This window comes from Bacillus cereus group sp. BfR-BA-01522 (genome assembly GCF_022662635.1).
Taxonomy (GTDB): domain Bacteria; phylum Bacillota; class Bacilli; order Bacillales; family Bacillaceae_G; genus Bacillus_A; species Bacillus_A cytotoxicus.
Window position 1 is genome coordinate 249218 of the sequence record NZ_JAKUDY010000005.1, and the last position, 20267, is coordinate 269484.

A 20267-nucleotide genomic window follows, 5' to 3' on the forward strand; every position below is an offset into this window, starting at 1 on the left:
TAACATTAAACCTGCTCATTAATATGTTTCTGGTAATTCTAAAATCCAATTTATCCAACCCATAACGGTTGAAGCTCTTCTGAAATACGTACTTTCTGAATTAACATTATACAAGTTACACCTCTTCATTATTTCAACAACTCTTTCTTTTTCTGGAGGTGTACTTGTTTGGAAATACTCAGCTAGAACTTGCTTGAAAGGTTCATGAACCAGAATTGACTTTGCCAATCTTAAAAATTTGTCTTTTGTTTTAAGTCTCATTATGCCCCTTCCAGCTCTGGTAAGTGTAAACATAACTTGTCTGTTTTCATCTTTGTACTTTTCAATTAAACCAAGATACATGCCAGCCGCAGTGTAATAACCAGTTTGTCTCTCATCAAAGTCATAATTCCTAGTAATATCATCTTTACTCAAATCATTCTCAACGAGCAATCCTAGTAAATCAACAATTCTTGGGAATGAGTCAGCTTGAGGAAATGGAATTTCTGGCTCTGGTTGAATATGAACCGTATGAAAAACCTCAACTATATCTTCAAGCTCTAACTCCTCATGAGCAATAATAAAATCCTTTTGCCCTATAAGCTTAGCTGAATTGTATCTATGAGGGTCAGTAAATTCATAAATAAAAAAGCTGAAAATATCATTTGAATAAGTGAAAAAAACTGGCTTAACTTCTTTATAAGTTTTCGCTTGCCACAAACGATAAGGATAATAAAGCTGTCTAACAAGAAAATCATCAACAGTCGCATTTTTAGCTTCAACTATCATAAATTGACTTTGGCTCTCATATCCTCCGTCAATTTCAACTTGAGAGTTTTTAATACTAACAAGGTGGTCATTACCCTTTCTAGTCCTAATATTAAAGTCAAATTCTTTTGAGGACATTCTCCCAGATATAGTCTGAAAAGACTGTTCTCCCAAAACATTCTCCATCATACCAGTAACATGAGCACAATGAAGAGCTGAACTTTCAGAGTAAAGGTTAGTTGGGTCTATGGTTGTAAGGTCACTTGGAAAATCCACTTGAATTGGTTTTAATTTTTGGTTATAAGTGACTTTTTCATAAACATCAAACTCACCAATAATATAACTTGAACGAGAGATAGGTAATATAGACAGACCGTTATCCTTAAAAAGCTTTGGCAGATTACTATAATGGTCAAACTTAGCCATCAACCTTGGCTCACGTTCCTTCTTTATTTCTTTGGCTTGAATTTCAAAAAAGCCATTTCGTTGGACATTTTGTAATATGTTATGACGGTCAAATAATATATCCCACGCTTTATCTGTTTGGTTCATAATTCATCACCAGCACTTCATCAATTTTCCCTCTGCCAGAAGCATTTGCATTGATGTTTCGACTTGCCGAGACAATCTGAATATTAAAACCTTCATATAGTTCCTGAATAAAATCAGTTGCTGAGTTACTCAATAAAACATTTACTCCTCGTTTGTCCAATTCAACAAAAAGATATTTTAATCTTCTTTGGTCATCTTTGTTGAACCCGTCCAAACTGTAACCAGTAAATGAAGAAGTATCTGAAACTGGGTCATATGGAGGGTCAAAATACACAAAATCACCCTTTTTTGCTTTCTCAACTGCTGTTTCAAAGTCTCCATTAAGAATGGTCACATTATTAGAACTCAAATAGTTGTGAACAGCTCTTAAAACAATTTCATTAACAATTTGAGGGTTTTTGTATTTCCCAAAAGGAACATTGAATTGTCCTTGACTGTTCACTCGAAACAATCCATTAAAGCAAGTTTTGTTTAAATAAATTATCCTTGAAGCTCTTTGAACAGGCGATAAATTTTTATACTCTTCTTGCCTGTCTAAATCACGAATTTCATAAAAATAATCTTTGTCATTTTCATGTTTCTTCAAATCTTCAATCAACTCATCAACATTATTTTTGATTACATTATAAACACTCGCAAGTTCACTATTAATGTCATTTATAACCGCTCTTTTGGGTTGAATATCAAATAGAACTGCCCCTGCTCCAATGAAGGGCTCATAATAAGTATTAATTCTCTTTGGAACATACTTACGAATTTCTGGAAGCAATTGACGCTTTCCTCCCGCCCACTTCAAAAAAGGTTGAGCTAATTTATTTTTTGCCACTTTAAACCTCTCCCTTTAAAACTCTATACGAACAAAGATTCTATATTTTATCATAGCATATTTGGCTATACATTTAAATTATCAAAAAAATCCATTATATCACAGTTTCTGAACTACCACTCTTAAAATTTTATATTTGCACCAGAGTGCGGGAACAGCTCTGCTCCCACCTTCTCATGAATAGAGTAACTTAGAATCGGTCATAAGCACCCCCACTAATACTTTTAGTTTTTCTCTCTATAATTCATCAAAACTTGCTTGTTAGTTACATTTTTTATCTTGAAAAACCGCTATTAAGCCACCTGCTTATTTATAAGATAAAGACAGGGATGCACCCTGTCTTACAATATTCCTTCCTCTTGTAGTTTTTTGTACTGTTTCTTTACTGCTGTCCGTTCATAAGAAGGAATGTTGTCATCCTTTTTAATCAATAACCTATCATTCTTTTCTATCCCAACATTGTAACAAGACACATTCTGTTTGAAGTATAAATACATCTCGTTGTTAAACAAGCCATCTTCAACTATGATAATCCAAAGACCGTTCTTTAATTGTCATATTTCTATTCCTTGTATTATTCATTGTGCTTGCACTTCTCTTACTGCTCTATAAATTGTCGCTCTACTTATCTTTGTTATCTCTTCAATTTCCTTCACAGTCATACCATTCTTATCTCTGTTATAGAAGAGTTCTAAAGCATGTTGCAAACCTTTGTGTTTGTCTGTGTACTTCTTTGGTTTACCTTTGTACACGTTTCTTTCCTTTGCAAGTGCAATCCCTTCAAGTTGTCTCTCTCGAATCATATCTGCTTCAAACTCAGCTATTCCTGCAAGGACTGTCACCATTAGCTTACCAATAGCAGTAGATGTGTCTATCTTGTCACCACCCATATTTAAGACAATGAGAGACACATCCTTCTCATTCAACATTTCAATTGTGGCAAGTGCATCTTTTGTACTTCTTGCAAATCTGTCTAACTTAGTAACAACAATAATGTCATCCTTCTCTACTGTTTCCAACAGCCTTTGAAACTCATCTCTTTTGTCTTTGTTACGACCCGATACCTTTTCCCTAAAGATTTCCTCACAACCCGCTTCTTCTAACTGTCTAATTTGTGCAGTTAAATCCTGCTGTAAAGAAGACACTCTTGCATACCCATATTTCATAAGTCATTTTCCTTTCTTGTTTTGAGACATGTATATGAGATATTGTTATCCCAAGTATATCAAAGAAGAGATTTTGTTTCAATTGGGTCTACTCAAATGATACAAGGGATATCTTTTCTCTGACATAATCAAGGTTAATTTACAAAATATAAAAAGAACAGGGCATCTTCTCCTGTTCTTCATAAAAAAACATAAATATTCAACTACTTATCAAAATCAGTTATTATTCTTATTGTTTCTGTTCTTCTTGATATACAGTAACAGTTTCATCTATTTTTTCTAAGGCTTTAGTGAAGTGAGCCATTGCTTCTATATAATCATTAAAATTGTTGTTTTGCAGAAAAAGCTTCGTTTTATTTTTAAATTTGATTAACTCTTGTATACTGGAGAAAAACGTATCTCGAGTTTTTGAATATTGTATAGTACCCGATAAATCATTCATATTATTCTCAATACATTTGTAAATCTCTTCACTCTTTGCAATTGCTTCCTCTACTTTTTGCGGGTCTATTGTTTTTTTATCCAAATTGTTAGATTGAGCAACTTTTTCTTTTACTTCCTTAAATAGTGGTACACACATATTCAGTCCATTAACTAAACGTTCATCCGCACTATTTTCTGTTTTATTACTAGGTATATTTGCGGTTTTATTTTTTTGTTCTGGAGTAACTTGCTTAGTTTCAATTTCTTCTGTTTGTTCATTTTTGGATTCTTCTTCTTTAACATTTTCATCGGTTTTAGCAGAACAGCCATTCATTAATACTACTATCAATAATATAGCTCCCCATTTTTTCACCATATATATCCCCTCTTTTATTTTTTATTTCGTTTTACTTGCCTAATAATTAATTAACCATTCACTCCACAGCCGTATATTTCACAGATACATTGGTTTCAATTTGGTCGCCTTCATTTAACGTTATTACATACTCTGGTAGAAAGTTATCATGACTATTCCCTAAAATAATATTTGTTTTATTCCCTTTATTAACAAAATAATTACCCGAACCCTTATTAGGTTCAACTTTATAACGACCTGCAGGAATATCTTTTCCTACAGTAAAAGTTCCTGCAACCATAATCCTTGGCTCTTGTTTTTTCTCTATCACACTTTTAGTTAACAATTCTAATTCCCTTTTTTTCTCATTAATTTGATTATCTAATGATAAATTTTCTTGCTTTTTTTGTTCCGCAGTTCTCTGTAAACCTTCAATATCTTTTGAAATACCTTCTTTTTTAACTATAAGTGCTTTTACTTCTTGGTATTCGTTTTCTATTTTACTTAATTCTTCTTTTATTCCTTTATTTTGCTCTTGTTTTCTTGTTATTTCTTTTTCTAGTTGTTTTACTGTGAATTTTTTATCATTTAAAGCTACTTTGGCATTATTAAAACCCAATTTCATTCCAACAAATACAGCGGTTATAACAAAAATAAGAACCAATACAATGAAAACCATATTTTTTCCGATTTTTTTGTTTCGAATTGTACCATTTGTTTCAATTCGCCCCATTTAATCCCCTCCTTTAAATATGTAAAAAACAAACACAAATAATATTTATAGTATATTTTATAAAATTAATAATATCAATAGTATGTCGATATACTGACATTTACATCTTATGTTAAGTGTGGGGTGTAAATATAAATGGATAATCTAACTAATATTATTGGTTTGCAAATTCGGATACTAAGAAAAAGCAAAAATTTAAGTCAAGAAGAATTGGCATTCAAAGCAAACCTTCATCCAACATATATCGGACAAGTAGAGCGTGGAGAAAAAAATTTAACAGTTTCAAGTCTAAACACGATTACCACAGCATTAGATATTACATTAGAAGAATTTTTCTCTTTTATTGAACCTTCTAATAATAAAAATAATATTAATTTTAAAAGTAATGACTTGTTACCTTATCAAAATATTATTAGACTGCTTCAAGAAATTAACGTGAATGAACAGAGGAAAATATTTGAAATCATTGAAAAACTAATAGAGTGGAAAAAATTATAATTTTTTCATTCTTAAAACGAGATATCAATTTACAAATCGCACGGCAATTCACACTGAAAAACCTCTCAATTGACAGGATTTTCAGCGGAATCACACGGTCTATATTTTTAACATAAGTAGAAGGACTGTATATAAAAACTTCTTTTATCTGGATAGATTTCCCGATTTAACGGCATATGAAAAGTCCTCTTAATAACTGAGGACTTTTTGGCTTGAATAATAATTGATGTTTATACGTGAAGTTATGTTAATTGAGGGGATAATCCTACTTTCCACACGTAGCTATTTCACTATTTTCTTATGTTTTAACTAATTATTTTCATAAAATTGGGCTTTTATTCAGTATTATGTTCTAAACTTTTATAATCAATTGTTACATTAGGCAGTTGATTCAATTGGGGAATACCCGTTTCTTCAACCCATTTTTTTCTAACATAAAAAGTTGAGCCATATATTTCTTTAGCTTTTGCTTCTCCTATGAAGTTATTAATGGCATTAAAGCCAATTATGGCTTCAACCCTATTTAATTTTTGAAGCGATAGCCATCCATAAGAGATGCTCATATTTTCTAATTCTGATTCATTGAATGAAATTGCATTCATTGTACTTTCAGTGATTCTCTTGAAAAATTTAACTGTTAAAACATTTATTGCTTTTCTATCTTGGCATAATTCTTGTATAGTCTTGATGGACGGATTAATCTCCATTCTTAATAAACCTTCTGCTCTTCTAATAATATCTTCTGTTTGTTTTGTCACCTTACATTCTTTCTGTTTATCATAAAACATAATTCTACTACTTTTATTTTTATAAATTACCGTTTCACTTTGATTAATGCAGTATGTACTTTTATAAGGTAGCTTCTTTTTCCCCAAGTATTTTATGTAATCGTTTACTTTATTTCCAACATTAAAGTTCCAACAAACATCAATTCTTAACACAATCCATTCTGACCTTTTCACAACAATTCCCAGTAATTCCTTTATCCTCTGTTCAAACTTTTCCCAAAACGTATTTATATCATTTTTATTAATTACACTTACATTTTCTCCATATAAAAATTTTGGAATGGATAGCTGAATAATTAAATTTTTTGTATTGGAGTAATAAACTATGTATGGAATATCTTCCTGTTCAAACATATATCGGTCATTCAGTACACCTGTTTCCCTATCGTAATACGTTGTTGTTTTTATATTTCCTATAGTTTCAAATAAATCTTTTTCAATATGTATGTTTTCCAACTTCATTTTTACTGTATCAAACATATTAAAAGTCTCCTTTCTATAATTCAATAATAAATTCTGTATGTTATAAGAAACACATGCTACTTATGCTACTTCAATTTCTTTCACTGACTCTTCTTTTGGTTCACTTCTTACTGAATCATTTTTAGGAATAAAATCTAAAACTATTGTTGAAAGCTTATCTAAAAACAATTCAAACTGCTTTTCTTTTTTCTTATTCATATTACATCCCTCCCTTTTAAGTAGCTTAGAAATGTATTGTAGCATGTAAGTAGCATGTTGTCAACTTGACATGCTACTTAAAATTGACTAAATACTACTCGCATGCTACAATAACGATGAATAAAACAAAAGGAGTGTAAAAATTGAATAAATCAAGTTTTGGAGAAGAACTAAAAGCCTTAAGAAAACGTGTAGGTATGCCATCTAAAGTATTATCACAAAAAGTAGGAAAAGCTGTTACATACGTCTCACAGTTAGAAAGAGAATTAATAAAAAATCCCTCTTATACAACTTGTCTACAAATATTACTGGAGCTTGGTCTTATCAAGGAAGATGCTGAAAAAATGCTCAATTATTATGGTATACAGTCAAAAGAGGAAAAACAGGCTGAATTAGAATTGGCAGTAAAACTGGATGAAGAACTGTCATGGAAAATCAACTCTGGTTATTACAGTAAGAAATTAGAACAAATTGAAAGAAAAAGGCACTTATTTTTACAATTGATTGATAAACAATTAAAGACACTTGGACACTTTGACAACTCAAGAGCAGACATTATTCTTAACAACCTTATTGAGCTATTGAAAAACGAAGAAAAAGCTGAGTTACTTTTTGAATTTTTCGGAAATGATTTTTCAAAATTGGATTATGAAGAAATACAATTAATAATTTCAAAAGCAAATAAAGAATACAAAAAAACAATGGCAGAAAAATTCATTAATTCTTTTGAGGAGGAATAATACATATGAAAACAAAAGTAGCATTATATGTACGTGTTTCAACAGAAGAACAAGCTAACAACGGTTATTCTATTGATGCACAATTAAATACATTACGAAACCACTGTGAAATTTCTGGAAAAACAATTGTTGAAGAGTATGCTGATAAAGGTATAAGTGGAACATCTATAAGCGGAAGACACGGGCTACAAAAAATGTTAGAAGATGCTAAAAAGGGATTATTTAGTGAAGTTATTGTTTGGAAAATATCACGCTTAGCTCGAAATACAATTGATATATTAAAAATAGTAGAAGAATTAAATAAAAATAACGTTGTCTTTCGCTCTTTTAGTGAGAACTTCGAAACAGAAACACCTATGGGTAAATTTGCATTACAAATGATGGGAGCAGTTGCTGAGTTAGAAAGGAATACAATTGTTGATAACGTAAAATTAGGTATGACCCAAAGAGCTAAAGAAGGTAAATGGAATGGTGGCAGTATGCTAGGTTATACTTGTATAGATAAAGAATTAAAAATTGTTGAGGAAGAAGCTAAAATTGTTAGATATATCTTTGATTTATATATTAATGGCAAAGGCTATAAAGCAATTGCTAATAAATTAAACCATGAAGGTTACAAAACAAAACGAAAGAAATCATTCTCAATAAATTCTATTAGAACTATTATTGCTAATCCTGCTTATGCAGGGTTTATTCGATTTAATCAAGTTGAAAATTGGAGTAAAAAGAGAAGAAAAGGGAAAAGTGAAAATACCACTACGGTAAAAGGAACACATGAACCAATTATTAGTTTAGATGTTTGGGAAACTTCCCGAATAATTTCAAATCAAAAATCACATAAACCTGCGAAAACATTTTCTGGTACTTTCCCTCTAACAACGTTGTTAAGATGCCCAATGTGTGGACAAGGAATGATTGGACATAAAATAAAGAAAAATAAAAACGGTACTGAATACATACGTTATTATCAATGTGGAAATTTCCATTACAAAGGTAGTGCTGTATGCAAGTCCAATTTAATAAATGCAGATATTGCAGAAGAATATGTTTTTAAAAAAATTGAAGAGATAACTTCAAAACCAACTATACTTCAAGAAATAGTAGATAGAGTTAACAGGGATATTAAAACATTAAAAGAGCCTATCCAAAACAACTTAAATTATATATCAAAAGCATTAGCTGATAACCAAAAAAGTATTCAAAAATTTATGAACATAATCGAAACAGAAGACACTCTTCCTCAATTAATATTAAAAAGAATACATGAGCTAGAAGCTAAACGTGAAGAGCTATTAGAACAAAAAAAATCTCTGGAATATGAATTAGCTAAACCTACAATTAAAGAAATTTCCTTTGAGCAAATCTCTAATGTTTTAAATACATTCTCTAAAATTCTACCTAATATCTCTCCAGAACAACAAAAAGATTTTCTACATTCAATTATTAATAAAATTACCGTCAATACAGGTAATTCTCCTACTGAAAGAAGCATCAAAGATATTGAATTATTCTTTGATGCTTCTTCTAAAAATAACTATGTGCTTACTTATGGTAAGGTTCCCCACGATTAATCCGGAACGCACGATAGATTTGTTCTAAAAGGACAAGTCTCATTAGTTGATGCGGTAATGTCATTTTTGAAAATGATAGAGATTCATTTGAGCGTTTCATTACTTCTGTACTTAAGCCAAGGGATCCACCGATTACAAAGGCGATTTTGCTTTTTCCATATGTAGCGAGGCAATCTAAGCTTTCTGCAAATTGTTCTGATGATTTTTGCTTTCCTTCAATTGCTAGTGCAATGACATGCGTATCATCTGAAATTTTGTCTAGTATACGCACACCTTCCTTTTCTTTTACGATTAACATCTCTGCTTCGCTTAAGTTTTCCGGTGCTTTTTCATCTGGTAATTCAATTACTTCCACTTTTGCATAAGATGATAATCGTTTTAAGTATTCTGCAATACCTTGTTTTAAATATTTTTCTTTTAATTTCCCGATTGAAATAATTGAGATATTCACATGTATTCCCCACCTTACAAACACGTTATCCACAAAACTTATCCACATATCCACAATCATTACCCACATATTGTGGGAGAATCTGCGTTCGATACAACATATGTCGCTTTGTTTTGACAAAATTCACATGTTTTTTCTTCTTTTTCTGAGTTATCCACACTGTTAATAACAGGTGCGACTTCGCATTCATCCACAATGATATCCAACGCTAACTCTACATGTTCTAAACAACAAGGGAAATTCATATTTCTCACCTCACTTTTCTACAATAGAAAACAGGAGGCAGTCCTCCTGTTTTTAATATTTTTGACTAGCCAATTTCACTGTTGTTGTGGAGCGCTTTGTACCACGATAAAAAGTAAGAGTCATTTTATCATCGATTTTCTTATTATATAAAGCTGTCCGAAAAGCAATGATATCTTGTATTGGCTTTCCATCTACCGCGACAATAACGTCATGCTCTCTAAGGCCTGCGGCAGCACCTGGTGATGGACTTTTCACGTCTAAAATACACACACCATTTGTAACGCCACCCGGCAAGTGTAACGTTTCTTCCCAGTAGTAGTTTGGAATTTCATTTAATGACCGAAGTTCAATTCCAATATATGGCCTTCTTACAGTACCATACTTTTCAAGCTCATTCATAATAGGAACGGCCCTTGTCACAGGAATCGCTAAACCAATTCCTTCTACTTCTTTTGCAGCGATTTTCATGGAGTTAATTCCAATCAGTTTCCCCGCTGCATTTATAAGCGCCCCGCCACTATTTCCTGGATTAATAGCCGCATCGGTCTGTAACACTTCCACTTGCCAGTCATAATGTCCATCTTGGTCTAAATCTACAGGAACAATTCGTTCGTTTGCAGATATAATTCCTTGTGTTACTGTCCCTGAAAACTGTAATCCAAGTGGGTTTCCGATCGCAATAACTGCTTCCCCGCGACGTACTGTATTCGAATCACCAATTTCAATTACCTTTTTGACAGGCTTCGCATTTATTTCTATAACAGCTAAATCGGTCACAATGTCGCTTCCTAATATTTTTCCAGGAACTTTTGTCCCATCACTTAAGCTAATTTCAATTCGATTCGCACCAGCAATGACATGATGATTTGTGACAATATAAGCATGACCATTTGTTTTTTTATAAATAACACCTGATCCTGTGCCAGCTTCTGCATCTACTTCAGAAAAATGATCACGCTGAATATTGATTACACCAACGACCGCTTCGGAAGCGCGATCAACAGCATCTACAAAGCCGGAATGTTGCATCATTTGTGATGGTTCATTCACTATGTTTCCTTCACTTGCTTCTGCTTGCTGCATATTTTTAGTCTCGGACTTTGAAAACAAAGGAGCTCCAAATGCAAACCATGAAGCTCCTACAACAGTCCCCGCTATGCTAGAAATAACAAGACCTTTGTGCTTCTTTTCCCTTGTACGTTTCATACGATTTTCTTCATCAATAAAGGACATATTTGTTCACCTATCTTCCTGTAAACAGCTATATTTACCTTTATTGTTTACTAAAATGAAGAATTATACGTATTGAATTTTTGTTGGAGTCTTTGGATCTGTGTCATGTATTTCAAACGCTTCTCCAACTCCAAATCCTTTTTCTTCTAGTACTTGCGAAACAGCCATACGCGCTAGTTCTTTCATATTATTATCTAAGCTTAAATGAGCTAAATAAATATGCTTTGTTTCATCTGTAATAACGTCGGTCATTGCAAGTGCAGCATCTTCATTCGAAACGTGGCCTACATCACTTAAAATACGTCTTTTAATACTCCATGGATAGCGGCCCATACGAAGCATTTCAACATCATGATTACTTTCGAATACAAAAGCATTCGCACCTTTAATAACACCCTTCATACGATCGCTTACATAACCTGTATCTGTGATTAGTGCTAATTTTCTACCACCATGATGAAAAACATAAAACATCGGTTCTGCCGCATCATGGGAAACTCCAAACGATTCAACTTCAATATCTCCGAATGTTTTTACATCACCAATTGAAAAAATGAACTTCTGATCTGTTGCAATGTTTCCAATTAAATGTTCCATCGCATTCCACGTCTTTTCATTTGCATAAACGGGTAAATTATACTTACGTGCTAACACTCCAAGCCCTTTAATATGATCACTGTGCTCATGTGTTACAAGAATACCTGATATATCTTGAATATTTAATTCAGCTTGCTCAAATAAAGCCTCTGTTGCTTTACCACTCAAGCCTGCATCAACAAGCAACTTTTGCTTGTCAGTTCCGACATACAGCGCATTTCCTGTACTGCCACTCGCAAGTACACTAAAATGCAGACTCATTCCCATTCACTCCATTGTATTTTTCTTTTTCTTCGCCTAGCTTAATAACTTGTCCCTCAATGGCATTTACAAAGTGATCTTTTTTTCCTTTTTCCTTTAAATTCCACGTTGGAGTCAATACTTGTTTATTCGATTCAGCTAAAGAAACGAGTGTTGCATAACCAATTTGCGCTTCTTTAATATGCGTATTTGGGGTTAATTCCTGCTTCACAAATAAATTTTCTAAAGCTTTCTGAGCCGAAATAATCTCTTGTTCTTTCGCTTTATCATTCTCACCCATTTCTTTCAAATCCGTTAACATAGTTTGCGTATATGAAACGATTTCATCCTTTTCATTTAAAGTAACGATAATCATCGCATGATCATTGTAAAAAATAGGTTTGTCTTTATATTTTTGAAAGAAATAAATTTTTGAAGCCTCTGATTTTGCAAATTCATACTTTTGACCATCTACCACATAATTTCTTAAAAAATCACCATATTTATCTTTAGCTAGTGTTTTCGTATTTTGTATTGGCTCCTTTAGATCACTTTCAATTTTTTTAGCATCCTCTTGTAATCTAGGTGTTTGATTTTTTAAAGAATGAATATCTTCTTCCTTAAAAACTTTATTTTTCGCTATAATAAATGAATCTTTCTTTGGTTCGTTTGGTAAATCATCAACCGTAATATGATCAGCTTTTAGTTGCTGATCTATTTTTGTTTCCGTCATAAGTTCTAATTCATTATTATTTTGCTTTTGAATGAATTGAAACACGAGAAAGAGGTCTAAAACAAAAAAGGTAACAATAAAAATTGTTTTAATCCTATTCCAGTCCAATCAGACTTCCCCCTTTCTCTTCACTCCACTCATACATCATATGGTCTTCCCCATACTCCACGTACCAAATTGGTTTTAACATACCAGTTATTGTTTTAGTACCCATCGGTCCACTCGGATGATTTCCTAACACAAACTTATAACCAATTCCGATATTTTGAATCAAATTCTTATCGATATCTGGATTATTGGCTAATGACTGAATTACGGTATGACCAGGTGGAAGTATAACTTTGTCTTCTTGACTGCTTCCTGCAAATTTAAATAACGGCCTTTGATAACTAATCAGTCCCTCAGAACCCCAGATTTGTTTTATTGTCGTTAATCGATCTTTATTAAATACAGGTAAATCATTCTCATATAAACGGAATTTTGTTTCACCCTTAGGATCTACATATACAAAACGATAGTTATCTGTTATACCATTATGTCCATTCAGAAATTCAAAACTTTTTTGGACAAGAATATTATCATCTATACTATTATCACGAGTTATAGATGAATTTGTATATTCAAGCTTAATACCATTCTGTTTAATCTGCATGGAACGAATTCCATCCGTATATGTTTCATCTGTATGATTATTCGAAATTAGCGTTGCATAACGTGGATCACTAAACAGCGCATTTTTAAATGCCTCTATTTCCATATTGCTCGTAATATACATCCAATTTCTTTTTTCCGTGGCTCCATCTGGTAAGAATATGCTTTTTGCATTATTGATTCGATACTCAAAATATGGCCTTGCTAATACAACAAATTTATTTTCTGCATTTACAATATCTCGTACATTCACATCTTTTAATGTCATTCTATAAATTTGACGACTATTATACGCAACAAAATTGATATCAATGTTTTGATCTCGGCTTCTGGAAGGATCAATAATAATTCGATCAAAACTTTGCTTTTCTAACTTTTTATCTTTAATCGACAGCACGCTTCTTATGGCTCCAAATGGAATAGTGGTAGGGAAGACAATTTCAATTTTCCCTTCCCCATGTACATAGGATAAAAACTCACTCTTAGGAATTGTACTTGTTATATTTGTCCAATCTTGTAATTCACCATTTTTCAAAATGTTATATATTAAGTTTATATTTTCTTGTTTTTCACTTACGAAATGACGTTTATTATCTTTATGAACGATTACAGAAGATGGAAGAATGACGTTCGAAACATCCGCACTTTCTGGCACTGTAGTTCCTTCAACAAACTTCGTGTTCTGCATCGAATTAGAATCAGGCACATATGTCCATAGATTAAACGTAAGAAACAAACTAATAACTACTAAATTAATTAGCACAATGGTTTTAAAGTTTTCCATATTCATTCCCAATCGTCCTCTTCTTCTTTCGCCAACGGGAGGGTAAAGTAAATTGTCGTTCCTTTTCCTTCTTCACTCTTTGCCCAAATAGATCCACCATGTGCAATAATCATTTCTTTAGCAATTGCTAAACCTAGACCAGTTCCTCCCATTTGTCTTGAACGCGCCTTATCTACGCGATAAAAGCGTTCAAAAATTTTATCGACGTTTTCTTTCGGGATTCCCATACCTTGATCGCTAACGCTAATTTCTAACATATCCCCACGATCGCGTAAACGATATGTTATCGTTCCGCCTTCCGGTGAATATTTCAGGGCATTTGAAATAACATTGTATAAAACTTGGGTAATTTTGTCTGTATCCATATCAACAAATCTTGCTTTTTTCGAAAAAGAACGATTGAAGATTACATTTTGTTCCTTAGACATTTCAAATCGATCAATGACATTATTAAAGAACTCCGTAAAATCTACCCATTCTTTCATTAAACGATATTCTGTACTATCCATTTTAGATAGTTGTAACAATGCGTTTACAAGTCGAATCATTCTTTCAGTCTCTTCTTGTGTGACTGTTAAAAATTGCGGAGCAATATTTGGATCTTTCCACGCTCCATCACTTAACGCTTCAAGATAGCTTCGCATCGTTGTAAGTGGCGTTCGCAACTCATGTGATACATTCGCTACAAACTCACGACGTTCACGATCAATTCGCTCTTGTTCCGTTACATCATACAATACAGCAATTAAGCCATTTGCTTTACCAGTATCTTTTTGAATAACAGAAAAACTAGCTCTTAAAATGTACGGTTCATTACGTGTACTGAAATCTAATAAAACTGAATCAGGTTCTTCATATAAATGATCTAGTGTAAACTCTTCCTGAATCCCTAATATTTCTAAAATCGATTGATCCAATGCTGTTTCACGCGAAACATTCAGCATTTTTTCAGCAGGGTCATTTAATAAAATAATATCCCCTTTTCGATCCGTAGCAATTACACCATCAGTCATATGTGATAAAACCGATGATAGCTTGCGTCTTTCACTTTCTGTTGAAGAACGGGCTTGTTGTAATTTTTTCGATAGGTTGTTAAAAGATAGTGCCAATTGTCCAATTTCATCATGGCTATGTACTTTTACTTTGCGTGAGTAATTTCCCTTCGCCATTTCAATAGCCTGTCTTCTCATATCTGAAATTGGTCTTGTAATCGTTTGAGCCAATAAAATACCTAGAACGGCAGTTACTAGTAATGCAATAACTGTCCCTGTTGCAAAAATTTGATTAATATCTTTCATTTGCTTATATACATCTTCCATAGAAGCAACGATTTTTATAACTCCTGCTACTTCCTCTTCCCCTTGATTCCTTTCAATTGGGGTAAACATAACTTGAACACGATGTCCCGTACTTCCATCCTTCTCAATCTTTGATTCCGGCTTATTTTGTACAATGACTCGTTGAACAGTTATATCGGTAGACGCTCGATTCACCTGGCTTTTCTTAGCTGGCGAATTATCAGAAGTCGCCAATAGTTTCCTATTACGATCAAAGACACTTACTTCCTGAATATCACGCTTTCGGTCATTCGCAAACTTCTCAATCGAGTTATTAACAGCCTGCTGGAAAGATATCTCGTTTTTATCACGTTCTTTATTAAATTCTTTATTAAATTCCTGCTTTAAGTTATAAGACAATAAGTTCGTTTGTTGTGTTAATGAGTCTTTAAAACTTTGCACGAGGCTCTTTTCTAGCTCACGTACAAAATATACACCGATAACCTGCATTGCTATTAATATTAATAGCATATAGATGAGCACAAACTTAAAATGAATAGATTGAAAAAAACCAACTTTCTTCATGTTTTATTCCTGCTCTGGGTCACGCAAGTAATATCCTACTCCACGTCTCGTAACAATTAGAGTTGGATGACTTGGATTATCTTCAATCTTTTCACGTAAACGACGTACTGTTACGTCTACTGTACGTACATCCCCAAAATAATCATAACCCCATACAGTTTGTAATAGATGCTCACGTGTCATAACTTGTCCTAAATGCTTCGCTAAATAATGTAGTAACTCAAATTCACGATGCGTAAGTTCAATACTCTCTTCTCGCTTCGTTACACTATACGCATTTGGATTAATAACAATTGGTCCAATGACCATTTCTGTATTTTCCTCTTTTTCTGCTGCCCCGCCCTGTTGATGACGGCGTAAGTTCGCTTTTACACGAGCTAGCAGTTCTCTCGTACTAAATGGTTTTGTAACATAATCATCTGCTCCAAGTTCTAGTCCTAATACTTTATCGATTTCAGAGTCCTTTGCTGTTAACATAATAATTGGCATTTCAGAACTTTTACGGATTTCACGACAAACCTCTAGTCCATCTTTTCCTGGTAACATAATATCTAATAAAACCATATCTGGTTGTTCTTCATTAGCCTTTTCGATTGCTTCATCCCCATCATGGGCCATTACAATTTCAAAGCCCTCTTTTTCTAGATTAAACTTCAAAATATCTGCGATTGGCTTTTCATCATCAACTACTAAGATTTTTTTTCCCATCATCGTGTATTTCCTCCTCATAAAAATATGGTCAATAATCCTTAAACATATAGGCAGTTCCTGCTTAAAGTTCACCCTTCATTTAAGTATTTTCTCCTCTATTCTCATAGAATCATGTATGATCCACTTTTACACGGAATCCTATACGATCTATAGAAAAACCCCTAGCTTCAACTGCTAGAGGCTCCTTAGTCTATTTTAAAATAACTACCCTCATTTGTAAAATTGCACAAAATAAAAAGGATATTAAGTAGACCCACCTAATATCCTGAGAGTGGCTCGGGACGGAATCGAACCGCCGACACGAGGATTTTCAGTCCTCTGCTCTACCGACTGAGCTACCGAGCCAAAACATATATATAAAACCACTAATGGTGGTATAAACAAAAGTGGCGGTCCCGACCGGGGTCGAACCGGCGATCTCCTGCGTGACAGGCAGGCATGTTAACCACTACACCACGGGACCAAAATATAAACATGACCCGTACGGGATTCGAACCCGTGTTACCGCCGTGAAAGGGCGGTGTCTTAACCACTTGACCAACGGGCCACGAAAATGAAAATGGTGAGCCATGAAGGACTCGAACCTTCGACCCTCTGATTAAAAGTCAGATGCTCTACCAACTGAGCTAATGGCTCATACTCACCAACGTCATATTTTCGTGACGACAAGAGTTATCATAACATAATAACTTTCATTTGTACAATACTTTTTAAATTTTTTTTATAAAAGTTAAAAAGAATCCGCGTAAACACGGATTCTTTACTAAGTCTAATGTAGCTTTACATGAAAATCAATAATTAAATGCCATATACATTACGAACAATATTTGTTTGGCTACGGTCTGGACCAACAGAGAACATAGCTAATGGAATACCTGTTAGTTGAGATACACGTTCTACATAATGTCTTGCATTTTCAGGAAGTTCTTCTAATGATTTTACCCCTGTAATATCTTCTGTCCAACCTGGAAGTTCTTCGTATACAGGCTCACATTTTGCTAAAATGTTTAAGTTAGCTGGAACTTCATCCAGAACTTCTCCATTATATTTGTATGCAACACAAATTTTCACAGTTGGAATACCTGTTAATACGTCGATAGAGTTTAAAGAAAGATCTGTTAAACCACTAACGCGGCGCGCATGTCTTACAACAACACTATCAAACCAACCCACGCGGCGTGGACGGCCTGTTGTTGTACCATATTCACGACCAACTTCACGAATTTGTTGACCAATTTCATCATGAAGCTCAGTAGGGAATGGACCATCACCAACACGGCTTGTATATGCTTTACATACACCTACTACACGTTTAATTTTAGAAGGACCCACACCAGAACCAATTGTTACACCACCAGCAACTGGGTTAGAAGATGTAACGAATGGGTACGTACCTTGGTCGATATCAAGCATAACGCCTTGTGCACCTTCAAATAATACACGACGACCTTCATCTAATGCATCATTTAATACAACAGATGTATCGCATACATATTGTGCAATTTGTTGACCATACTCATAGTATTCTTCAAAGATTTCATCCACGTTAAAGCCTTCTGCATCATACATTTTTTCAAATAAACGATTTTTTTCCGCTAAATTGCGTTCCAGTTTTTCTTTAAAAGCTTCACGATCTAAAAGATCCGCCATACGAATACCTATGCGAGCTGCTTTATCCATATATGCTGGGCCGATACCTTTTTTCGTTGTACCAATTTTATTATCGCCCTTACGCTCTTCTTCTAACTCATCTTGTTTTAAATGATATGGTAAGATAACGTGCGCGCGATTACTGATGCGTAAATTATCAGTACTTACACCGCGATCGTGTAAGTATTTTAATTCTACAAGTAATGCTTTTGGATCTACTACCATACCATTACCAATTACACAAATCTTCTCTTTATAAAAAATACCAGATGGAATTAAGTGTAATTTATATTTCACACCATTAAAAACGATTGTATGTCCTGCGTTATTTCCACCTTGATATCTTGCAACTACTTCCGCATGTTCAGAAAGAAAGTCAGTAATTTTACCTTTTCCTTCATCGCCCCATTGTGTTCCTACAACTACTACTGAAGACATTATTCAAGCACCTCCGCGATTTTCAAACGAACTTTTCAAACAATATAATTGTACCAAAATGAAAAGAGAAGTCAATTTAAAAACGAACATTTTTTTAAGTTTTATCATATTTGTTCGTAAGAACTTGTTATTTTCAAAATGAAAACCCTATCTTTTCTATGTAAAAAAAGAAACACATCTTATTATAAGAAATGTGTTTCTTTTTTATACTTCCCTAAGCTGGCGGTGCATGTCCGTCATCGAACCGACGCTCTAAGTTCACGAATTTATTAAATTCTTTTACGAATGCAAGCTCTACAGTACCTACTGGACCATTACGTTGCTTCGCGATAATAATTTCAATCGTATTTTTATTTTCTGTTTCACGATCGTAGTAATCATCACGATATAAAAAGGCTACAATATCAGCATCTTGTTCAATACTTCCTGATTCACGAATATCAGACATCATTGGACGTTTATCTTGACGAGATTCAACCCCACGGGATAACTGAGATAAGGCAATTACAGGAACTTGTAGTTCACGTGCAATTCCTTTTAATGTACGGGAAATCTCAGATACCTCTTGTTGTCGGTTCTCTCCAGGTTTGCCACTTCCTTGAATGAGCTGTAAGTAGTCAATTAAGATCATACCAAGGCCTTGTTCTTGTTTCAATCTACGACATTTTGCTCGAATTTCACTGACGCGAATCCCTGGTGTATCATCAATATATATCCCTGCATTAGAAAGGCTTCCCATTGCCATGGTCAATTTCGCCCAATCCTCTGAAGTTAATGAACCTGTACGAAGCCTTTGTGCGTCAATATTTCCTTCTGCACAAAGCATACGCATAACAAGCTGATCGGCCCCCATCTCTAAACTAAAAATCGCCACATTTTCATCTGTTTTTGTCGCCACGTTTTGAGCAATATTTAATGAAAAAGCAGTTTTCCCTACTGAAGGCCGGGCTGCTACAATGATTAAATCGTTGCGCTGAAATCCAGCTGTCATTCTATCTAATTCAGTAAATCCCGTTGGTATACCTGTGATTTCACCTTTTTGATTATGCAAAAGTTCGATTTTATCGTAAGCTTCTACAAGAACGTCTTTAATATTTTGAAACGCTTTTGCATTTGTTTGATGCGATACCTCTAGTATCTTTTTCTCAGCTTCATTTAAAAGCCCTTCTACATCATCTTCTCTTTCATATCCGTCTGATACAATATGAGTTGCAGTTCGAATTAACCGCCGTAAAAGTGCTTTTTCAGCAATAATACGAGCATAATATTCCACATTGGCTGCTGTCGGAACAGCCTCAGCTAATTCCGCTAAATAGGAAACGCCGCCAACTTCCTCTAATAAACCTCGATCTGAAAGCACAGCTGTTACAGTAACTAAATCAACCGGTTCTCCTTTATCAGAGAGCCCAAGCATAATTTCAAAAATCTTTTGATGTGCAGTTCGATAAAAAGACTCAGGTAGCAGCAATTCTGAAGCTGTTGTTAACGCATCTTGTTCAAGAAGAATAGCCCCCAAAACCGCCTGCTCAGCCTCTATATTATGCGGAGGGGTACGATCAGCAAGTACGTCACTCATACGCAATCCTCCTTG

20 protein-coding genes and 4 tRNA genes are annotated in these 20267 nt (G+C 34.0%); 3 read left to right on the forward strand and 21 right to left on the reverse strand.

Annotated elements, in window-relative coordinates:
* Positions 1-18: 18 nt before the first annotated feature.
* The 5 genes from MR059_RS10100 to MR059_RS10120 form a co-directional block, all read right to left on the reverse strand.
* Positions 19-1299 (reverse strand): type II restriction enzyme, encoded by a 1281-nt coding sequence (locus MR059_RS10100; RefSeq protein ID WP_012096434.1) that lies wholly within the window; start codon positions 1297-1299, stop codon positions 19-21.
* The gene (locus MR059_RS10105; protein WP_012096435.1) at positions 1283-2125 is read right to left on the reverse strand and encodes a DNA adenine methylase; all 843 of its coding nucleotides are present in this window, start codon (positions 2123-2125) and stop codon (positions 1283-1285) included. Before MR059_RS10105 ends, MR059_RS10100 begins: the two co-directional genes overlap by 17 nt.
* A gap of 578 nt (positions 2126-2703) precedes the next feature.
* Positions 2704-3291: a recombinase family protein gene (locus MR059_RS10110; RefSeq protein WP_012096436.1), complete on the reverse strand. Its 588-nt coding sequence runs from the start codon at positions 3289-3291 to the stop codon at positions 2704-2706.
* Positions 3292-3520: 229 nt separating this feature from the next.
* The gene (locus MR059_RS10115; RefSeq protein WP_012096437.1) at positions 3521-4090 is read right to left on the reverse strand and encodes a hypothetical protein; all 570 of its coding nucleotides are present in this window, start codon (positions 4088-4090) and stop codon (positions 3521-3523) included.
* 58 nt (positions 4091-4148) lie between these two features.
* On the reverse strand, positions 4149-4802 hold the full coding sequence (locus MR059_RS10120; protein ID WP_012096438.1) for a hypothetical protein: 654 nt from the start codon (positions 4800-4802) through the stop codon (positions 4149-4151).
* 135 nt (positions 4803-4937) lie between these two features.
* On the opposite strand from MR059_RS10120, the gene MR059_RS10125 reads away from it, so the two are divergent.
* Positions 4938-5300: a helix-turn-helix domain-containing protein gene (locus tag MR059_RS10125; RefSeq protein WP_012096439.1), complete on the forward strand. Its 363-nt coding sequence runs from the start codon at positions 4938-4940 to the stop codon at positions 5298-5300.
* A 335-nt stretch (positions 5301-5635) separates the two neighbouring features.
* On the opposite strand, the gene MR059_RS10130 is transcribed toward MR059_RS10125, so the two are convergent.
* Both MR059_RS10130 and MR059_RS10135 read right to left on the reverse strand, forming a co-directional pair.
* Positions 5636-6568, reverse strand: a complete 933-nt coding sequence (locus tag MR059_RS10130; protein WP_012096440.1) for a hypothetical protein — start codon at positions 6566-6568, stop codon at positions 5636-5638.
* Positions 6569-6631: 63 nt separating this feature from the next.
* Entirely contained in the window at positions 6632-6769 is a 138-nt protein-coding gene (locus MR059_RS10135) for a hypothetical protein (protein ID WP_160300284.1), read from the reverse strand.
* A 143-nt stretch (positions 6770-6912) separates the two neighbouring features.
* On the opposite strand from MR059_RS10135, the gene MR059_RS10140 reads away from it, so the two are divergent.
* Positions 6913-7509 carry a helix-turn-helix domain-containing protein gene (locus MR059_RS10140; RefSeq protein ID WP_012096441.1) on the forward strand — a complete coding sequence of 199 codons (597 nt, stop codon included), beginning with the start codon at positions 6913-6915 and terminating at the stop codon, positions 7507-7509.
* A gap of 5 nt (positions 7510-7514) precedes the next feature.
* The gene (locus tag MR059_RS10145) at positions 7515-9080 is read left to right on the forward strand and encodes a recombinase family protein (protein ID WP_012096442.1); all 1566 of its coding nucleotides are present in this window, start codon (positions 7515-7517) and stop codon (positions 9078-9080) included.
* Here the strand turns inward: MR059_RS10145 and rlmH are convergent.
* The 14 genes from rlmH to dnaB form a co-directional block, all read right to left on the reverse strand.
* Positions 9052-9531: a 23S rRNA (pseudouridine(1915)-N(3))-methyltransferase RlmH gene (gene rlmH, locus MR059_RS10150; protein ID WP_012096443.1), complete on the reverse strand. Its 480-nt coding sequence runs from the start codon at positions 9529-9531 to the stop codon at positions 9052-9054. The two genes, MR059_RS10145 and rlmH, sit on opposite strands and share 29 nt — an antisense overlap.
* A 59-nt stretch (positions 9532-9590) precedes the next feature.
* Entirely contained in the window at positions 9591-9776 is a 186-nt protein-coding gene (locus MR059_RS10155) for a CxxH/CxxC protein (protein WP_012096444.1), read from the reverse strand.
* A 52-nt stretch (positions 9777-9828) separates the two neighbouring features.
* Positions 9829-11010 carry a S1C family serine protease gene (locus tag MR059_RS10160; protein ID WP_012096445.1) on the reverse strand — a complete coding sequence of 394 codons (1182 nt, stop codon included), beginning with the start codon at positions 11008-11010 and terminating at the stop codon, positions 9829-9831.
* Between the two features lie 63 nt (positions 11011-11073).
* On the reverse strand, positions 11074-11868 hold the full coding sequence (locus MR059_RS10165) for an MBL fold metallo-hydrolase (protein ID WP_012096446.1): 795 nt from the start codon (positions 11866-11868) through the stop codon (positions 11074-11076).
* Entirely contained in the window at positions 11852-12688 is an 837-nt protein-coding gene (locus MR059_RS10170; protein ID WP_012096447.1) for a two-component system regulatory protein YycI, read from the reverse strand. The genes MR059_RS10165 and MR059_RS10170 overlap by 17 nt, the downstream gene beginning before the upstream one ends.
* Complete coding sequence (locus tag MR059_RS10175) at positions 12675-14021, reverse strand: YycH family regulatory protein (RefSeq protein ID WP_041810164.1); 1347 nt, start codon at positions 14019-14021, stop codon at positions 12675-12677. Before MR059_RS10175 ends, MR059_RS10170 begins: the two co-directional genes overlap by 14 nt.
* Positions 14018-15877: a cell wall metabolism sensor histidine kinase WalK gene (gene walK, locus MR059_RS10180; protein WP_012096449.1), complete on the reverse strand. Its 1860-nt coding sequence runs from the start codon at positions 15875-15877 to the stop codon at positions 14018-14020. Before walK ends, MR059_RS10175 begins: the two co-directional genes overlap by 4 nt.
* Positions 15878-15880: 3 nt before the next feature.
* A complete protein-coding gene (gene walR, locus MR059_RS10185; protein WP_002174499.1) occupies positions 15881-16588 on the reverse strand; it encodes a cell wall metabolism DNA-binding response regulator WalR in 708 nt (235 codons plus the stop codon).
* 272 nt (positions 16589-16860) lie between these two features.
* Positions 16861-16933, reverse strand: a tRNA-Phe gene (locus MR059_RS10190).
* Positions 16934-16975: 42 nt separating this feature from the next.
* A tRNA-Asp gene (locus MR059_RS10195) sits at positions 16976-17051 on the reverse strand.
* Between the two features lie 12 nt (positions 17052-17063).
* Positions 17064-17135: transfer RNA gene (locus MR059_RS10200), tRNA-Glu, on the reverse strand.
* A gap of 13 nt (positions 17136-17148) precedes the next feature.
* Positions 17149-17224, reverse strand: a tRNA-Lys gene (locus MR059_RS10205).
* Between the two features lie 162 nt (positions 17225-17386).
* The gene (locus MR059_RS10210; protein ID WP_012096450.1) at positions 17387-18676 is read right to left on the reverse strand and encodes an adenylosuccinate synthase; all 1290 of its coding nucleotides are present in this window, start codon (positions 18674-18676) and stop codon (positions 17387-17389) included.
* A 214-nt stretch (positions 18677-18890) separates the two neighbouring features.
* Positions 18891-20252, reverse strand: a complete 1362-nt coding sequence (gene dnaB, locus MR059_RS10215) for a replicative DNA helicase (RefSeq protein WP_012096451.1) — start codon at positions 20250-20252, stop codon at positions 18891-18893.
* Between the last annotated feature and the right edge of the window lie 15 nt (positions 20253-20267).

Coding starts and splice junctions, on each gene's coding strand:
- MR059_RS10100 (WP_012096434.1), bottom strand. CDS start 1,299: ATGAACCAAACAGATAAAGCGTGGGATATATTATTTGACCGTCATAAC.
- MR059_RS10110 (WP_012096436.1), bottom strand. CDS start 3,291: ATGAAATATGGGTATGCAAGAGTGTCTTCTTTACAGCAGGATTTAACT.
- MR059_RS10115 (WP_012096437.1), bottom strand. CDS start 4,090: ATGGTGAAAAAATGGGGAGCTATATTATTGATAGTAGTATTAATGAAT.
- MR059_RS10120 (WP_012096438.1), bottom strand. CDS start 4,802: ATGGGGCGAATTGAAACAAATGGTACAATTCGAAACAAAAAAATCGGA.
- MR059_RS10125 (WP_012096439.1), top strand. CDS start 4,938: ATGGATAATCTAACTAATATTATTGGTTTGCAAATTCGGATACTAAGA.
- MR059_RS10130 (WP_012096440.1), bottom strand. CDS start 6,568: ATGTTTGATACAGTAAAAATGAAGTTGGAAAACATACATATTGAAAAA.
- MR059_RS10135 (WP_160300284.1), bottom strand. CDS start 6,769: ATGAATAAGAAAAAAGAAAAGCAGTTTGAATTGTTTTTAGATAAGCTT.
- MR059_RS10145 (WP_012096442.1), top strand. CDS start 7,515: ATGAAAACAAAAGTAGCATTATATGTACGTGTTTCAACAGAAGAACAA.
- MR059_RS10155 (WP_012096444.1), bottom strand. CDS start 9,776: ATGAATTTCCCTTGTTGTTTAGAACATGTAGAGTTAGCGTTGGATATC.
- MR059_RS10160 (WP_012096445.1), bottom strand. CDS start 11,010: ATGTCCTTTATTGATGAAGAAAATCGTATGAAACGTACAAGGGAAAAG.
- MR059_RS10165 (WP_012096446.1), bottom strand. CDS start 11,868: ATGAGTCTGCATTTTAGTGTACTTGCGAGTGGCAGTACAGGAAATGCG.
- MR059_RS10175 (WP_041810164.1), bottom strand. CDS start 14,021: ATGAATATGGAAAACTTTAAAACCATTGTGCTAATTAATTTAGTAGTT.
- walK (WP_012096449.1), bottom strand. CDS start 15,877: ATGAAGAAAGTTGGTTTTTTTCAATCTATTCATTTTAAGTTTGTGCTC.
- walR (WP_002174499.1), bottom strand. CDS start 16,588: ATGATGGGAAAAAAAATCTTAGTAGTTGATGATGAAAAGCCAATCGCA.
- MR059_RS10210 (WP_012096450.1), bottom strand. CDS start 18,676: ATGTCTTCAGTAGTAGTTGTAGGAACACAATGGGGCGATGAAGGAAAA.
- dnaB (WP_012096451.1), bottom strand. CDS start 20,252: ATGAGTGACGTACTTGCTGATCGTACCCCTCCGCATAATATAGAGGCT.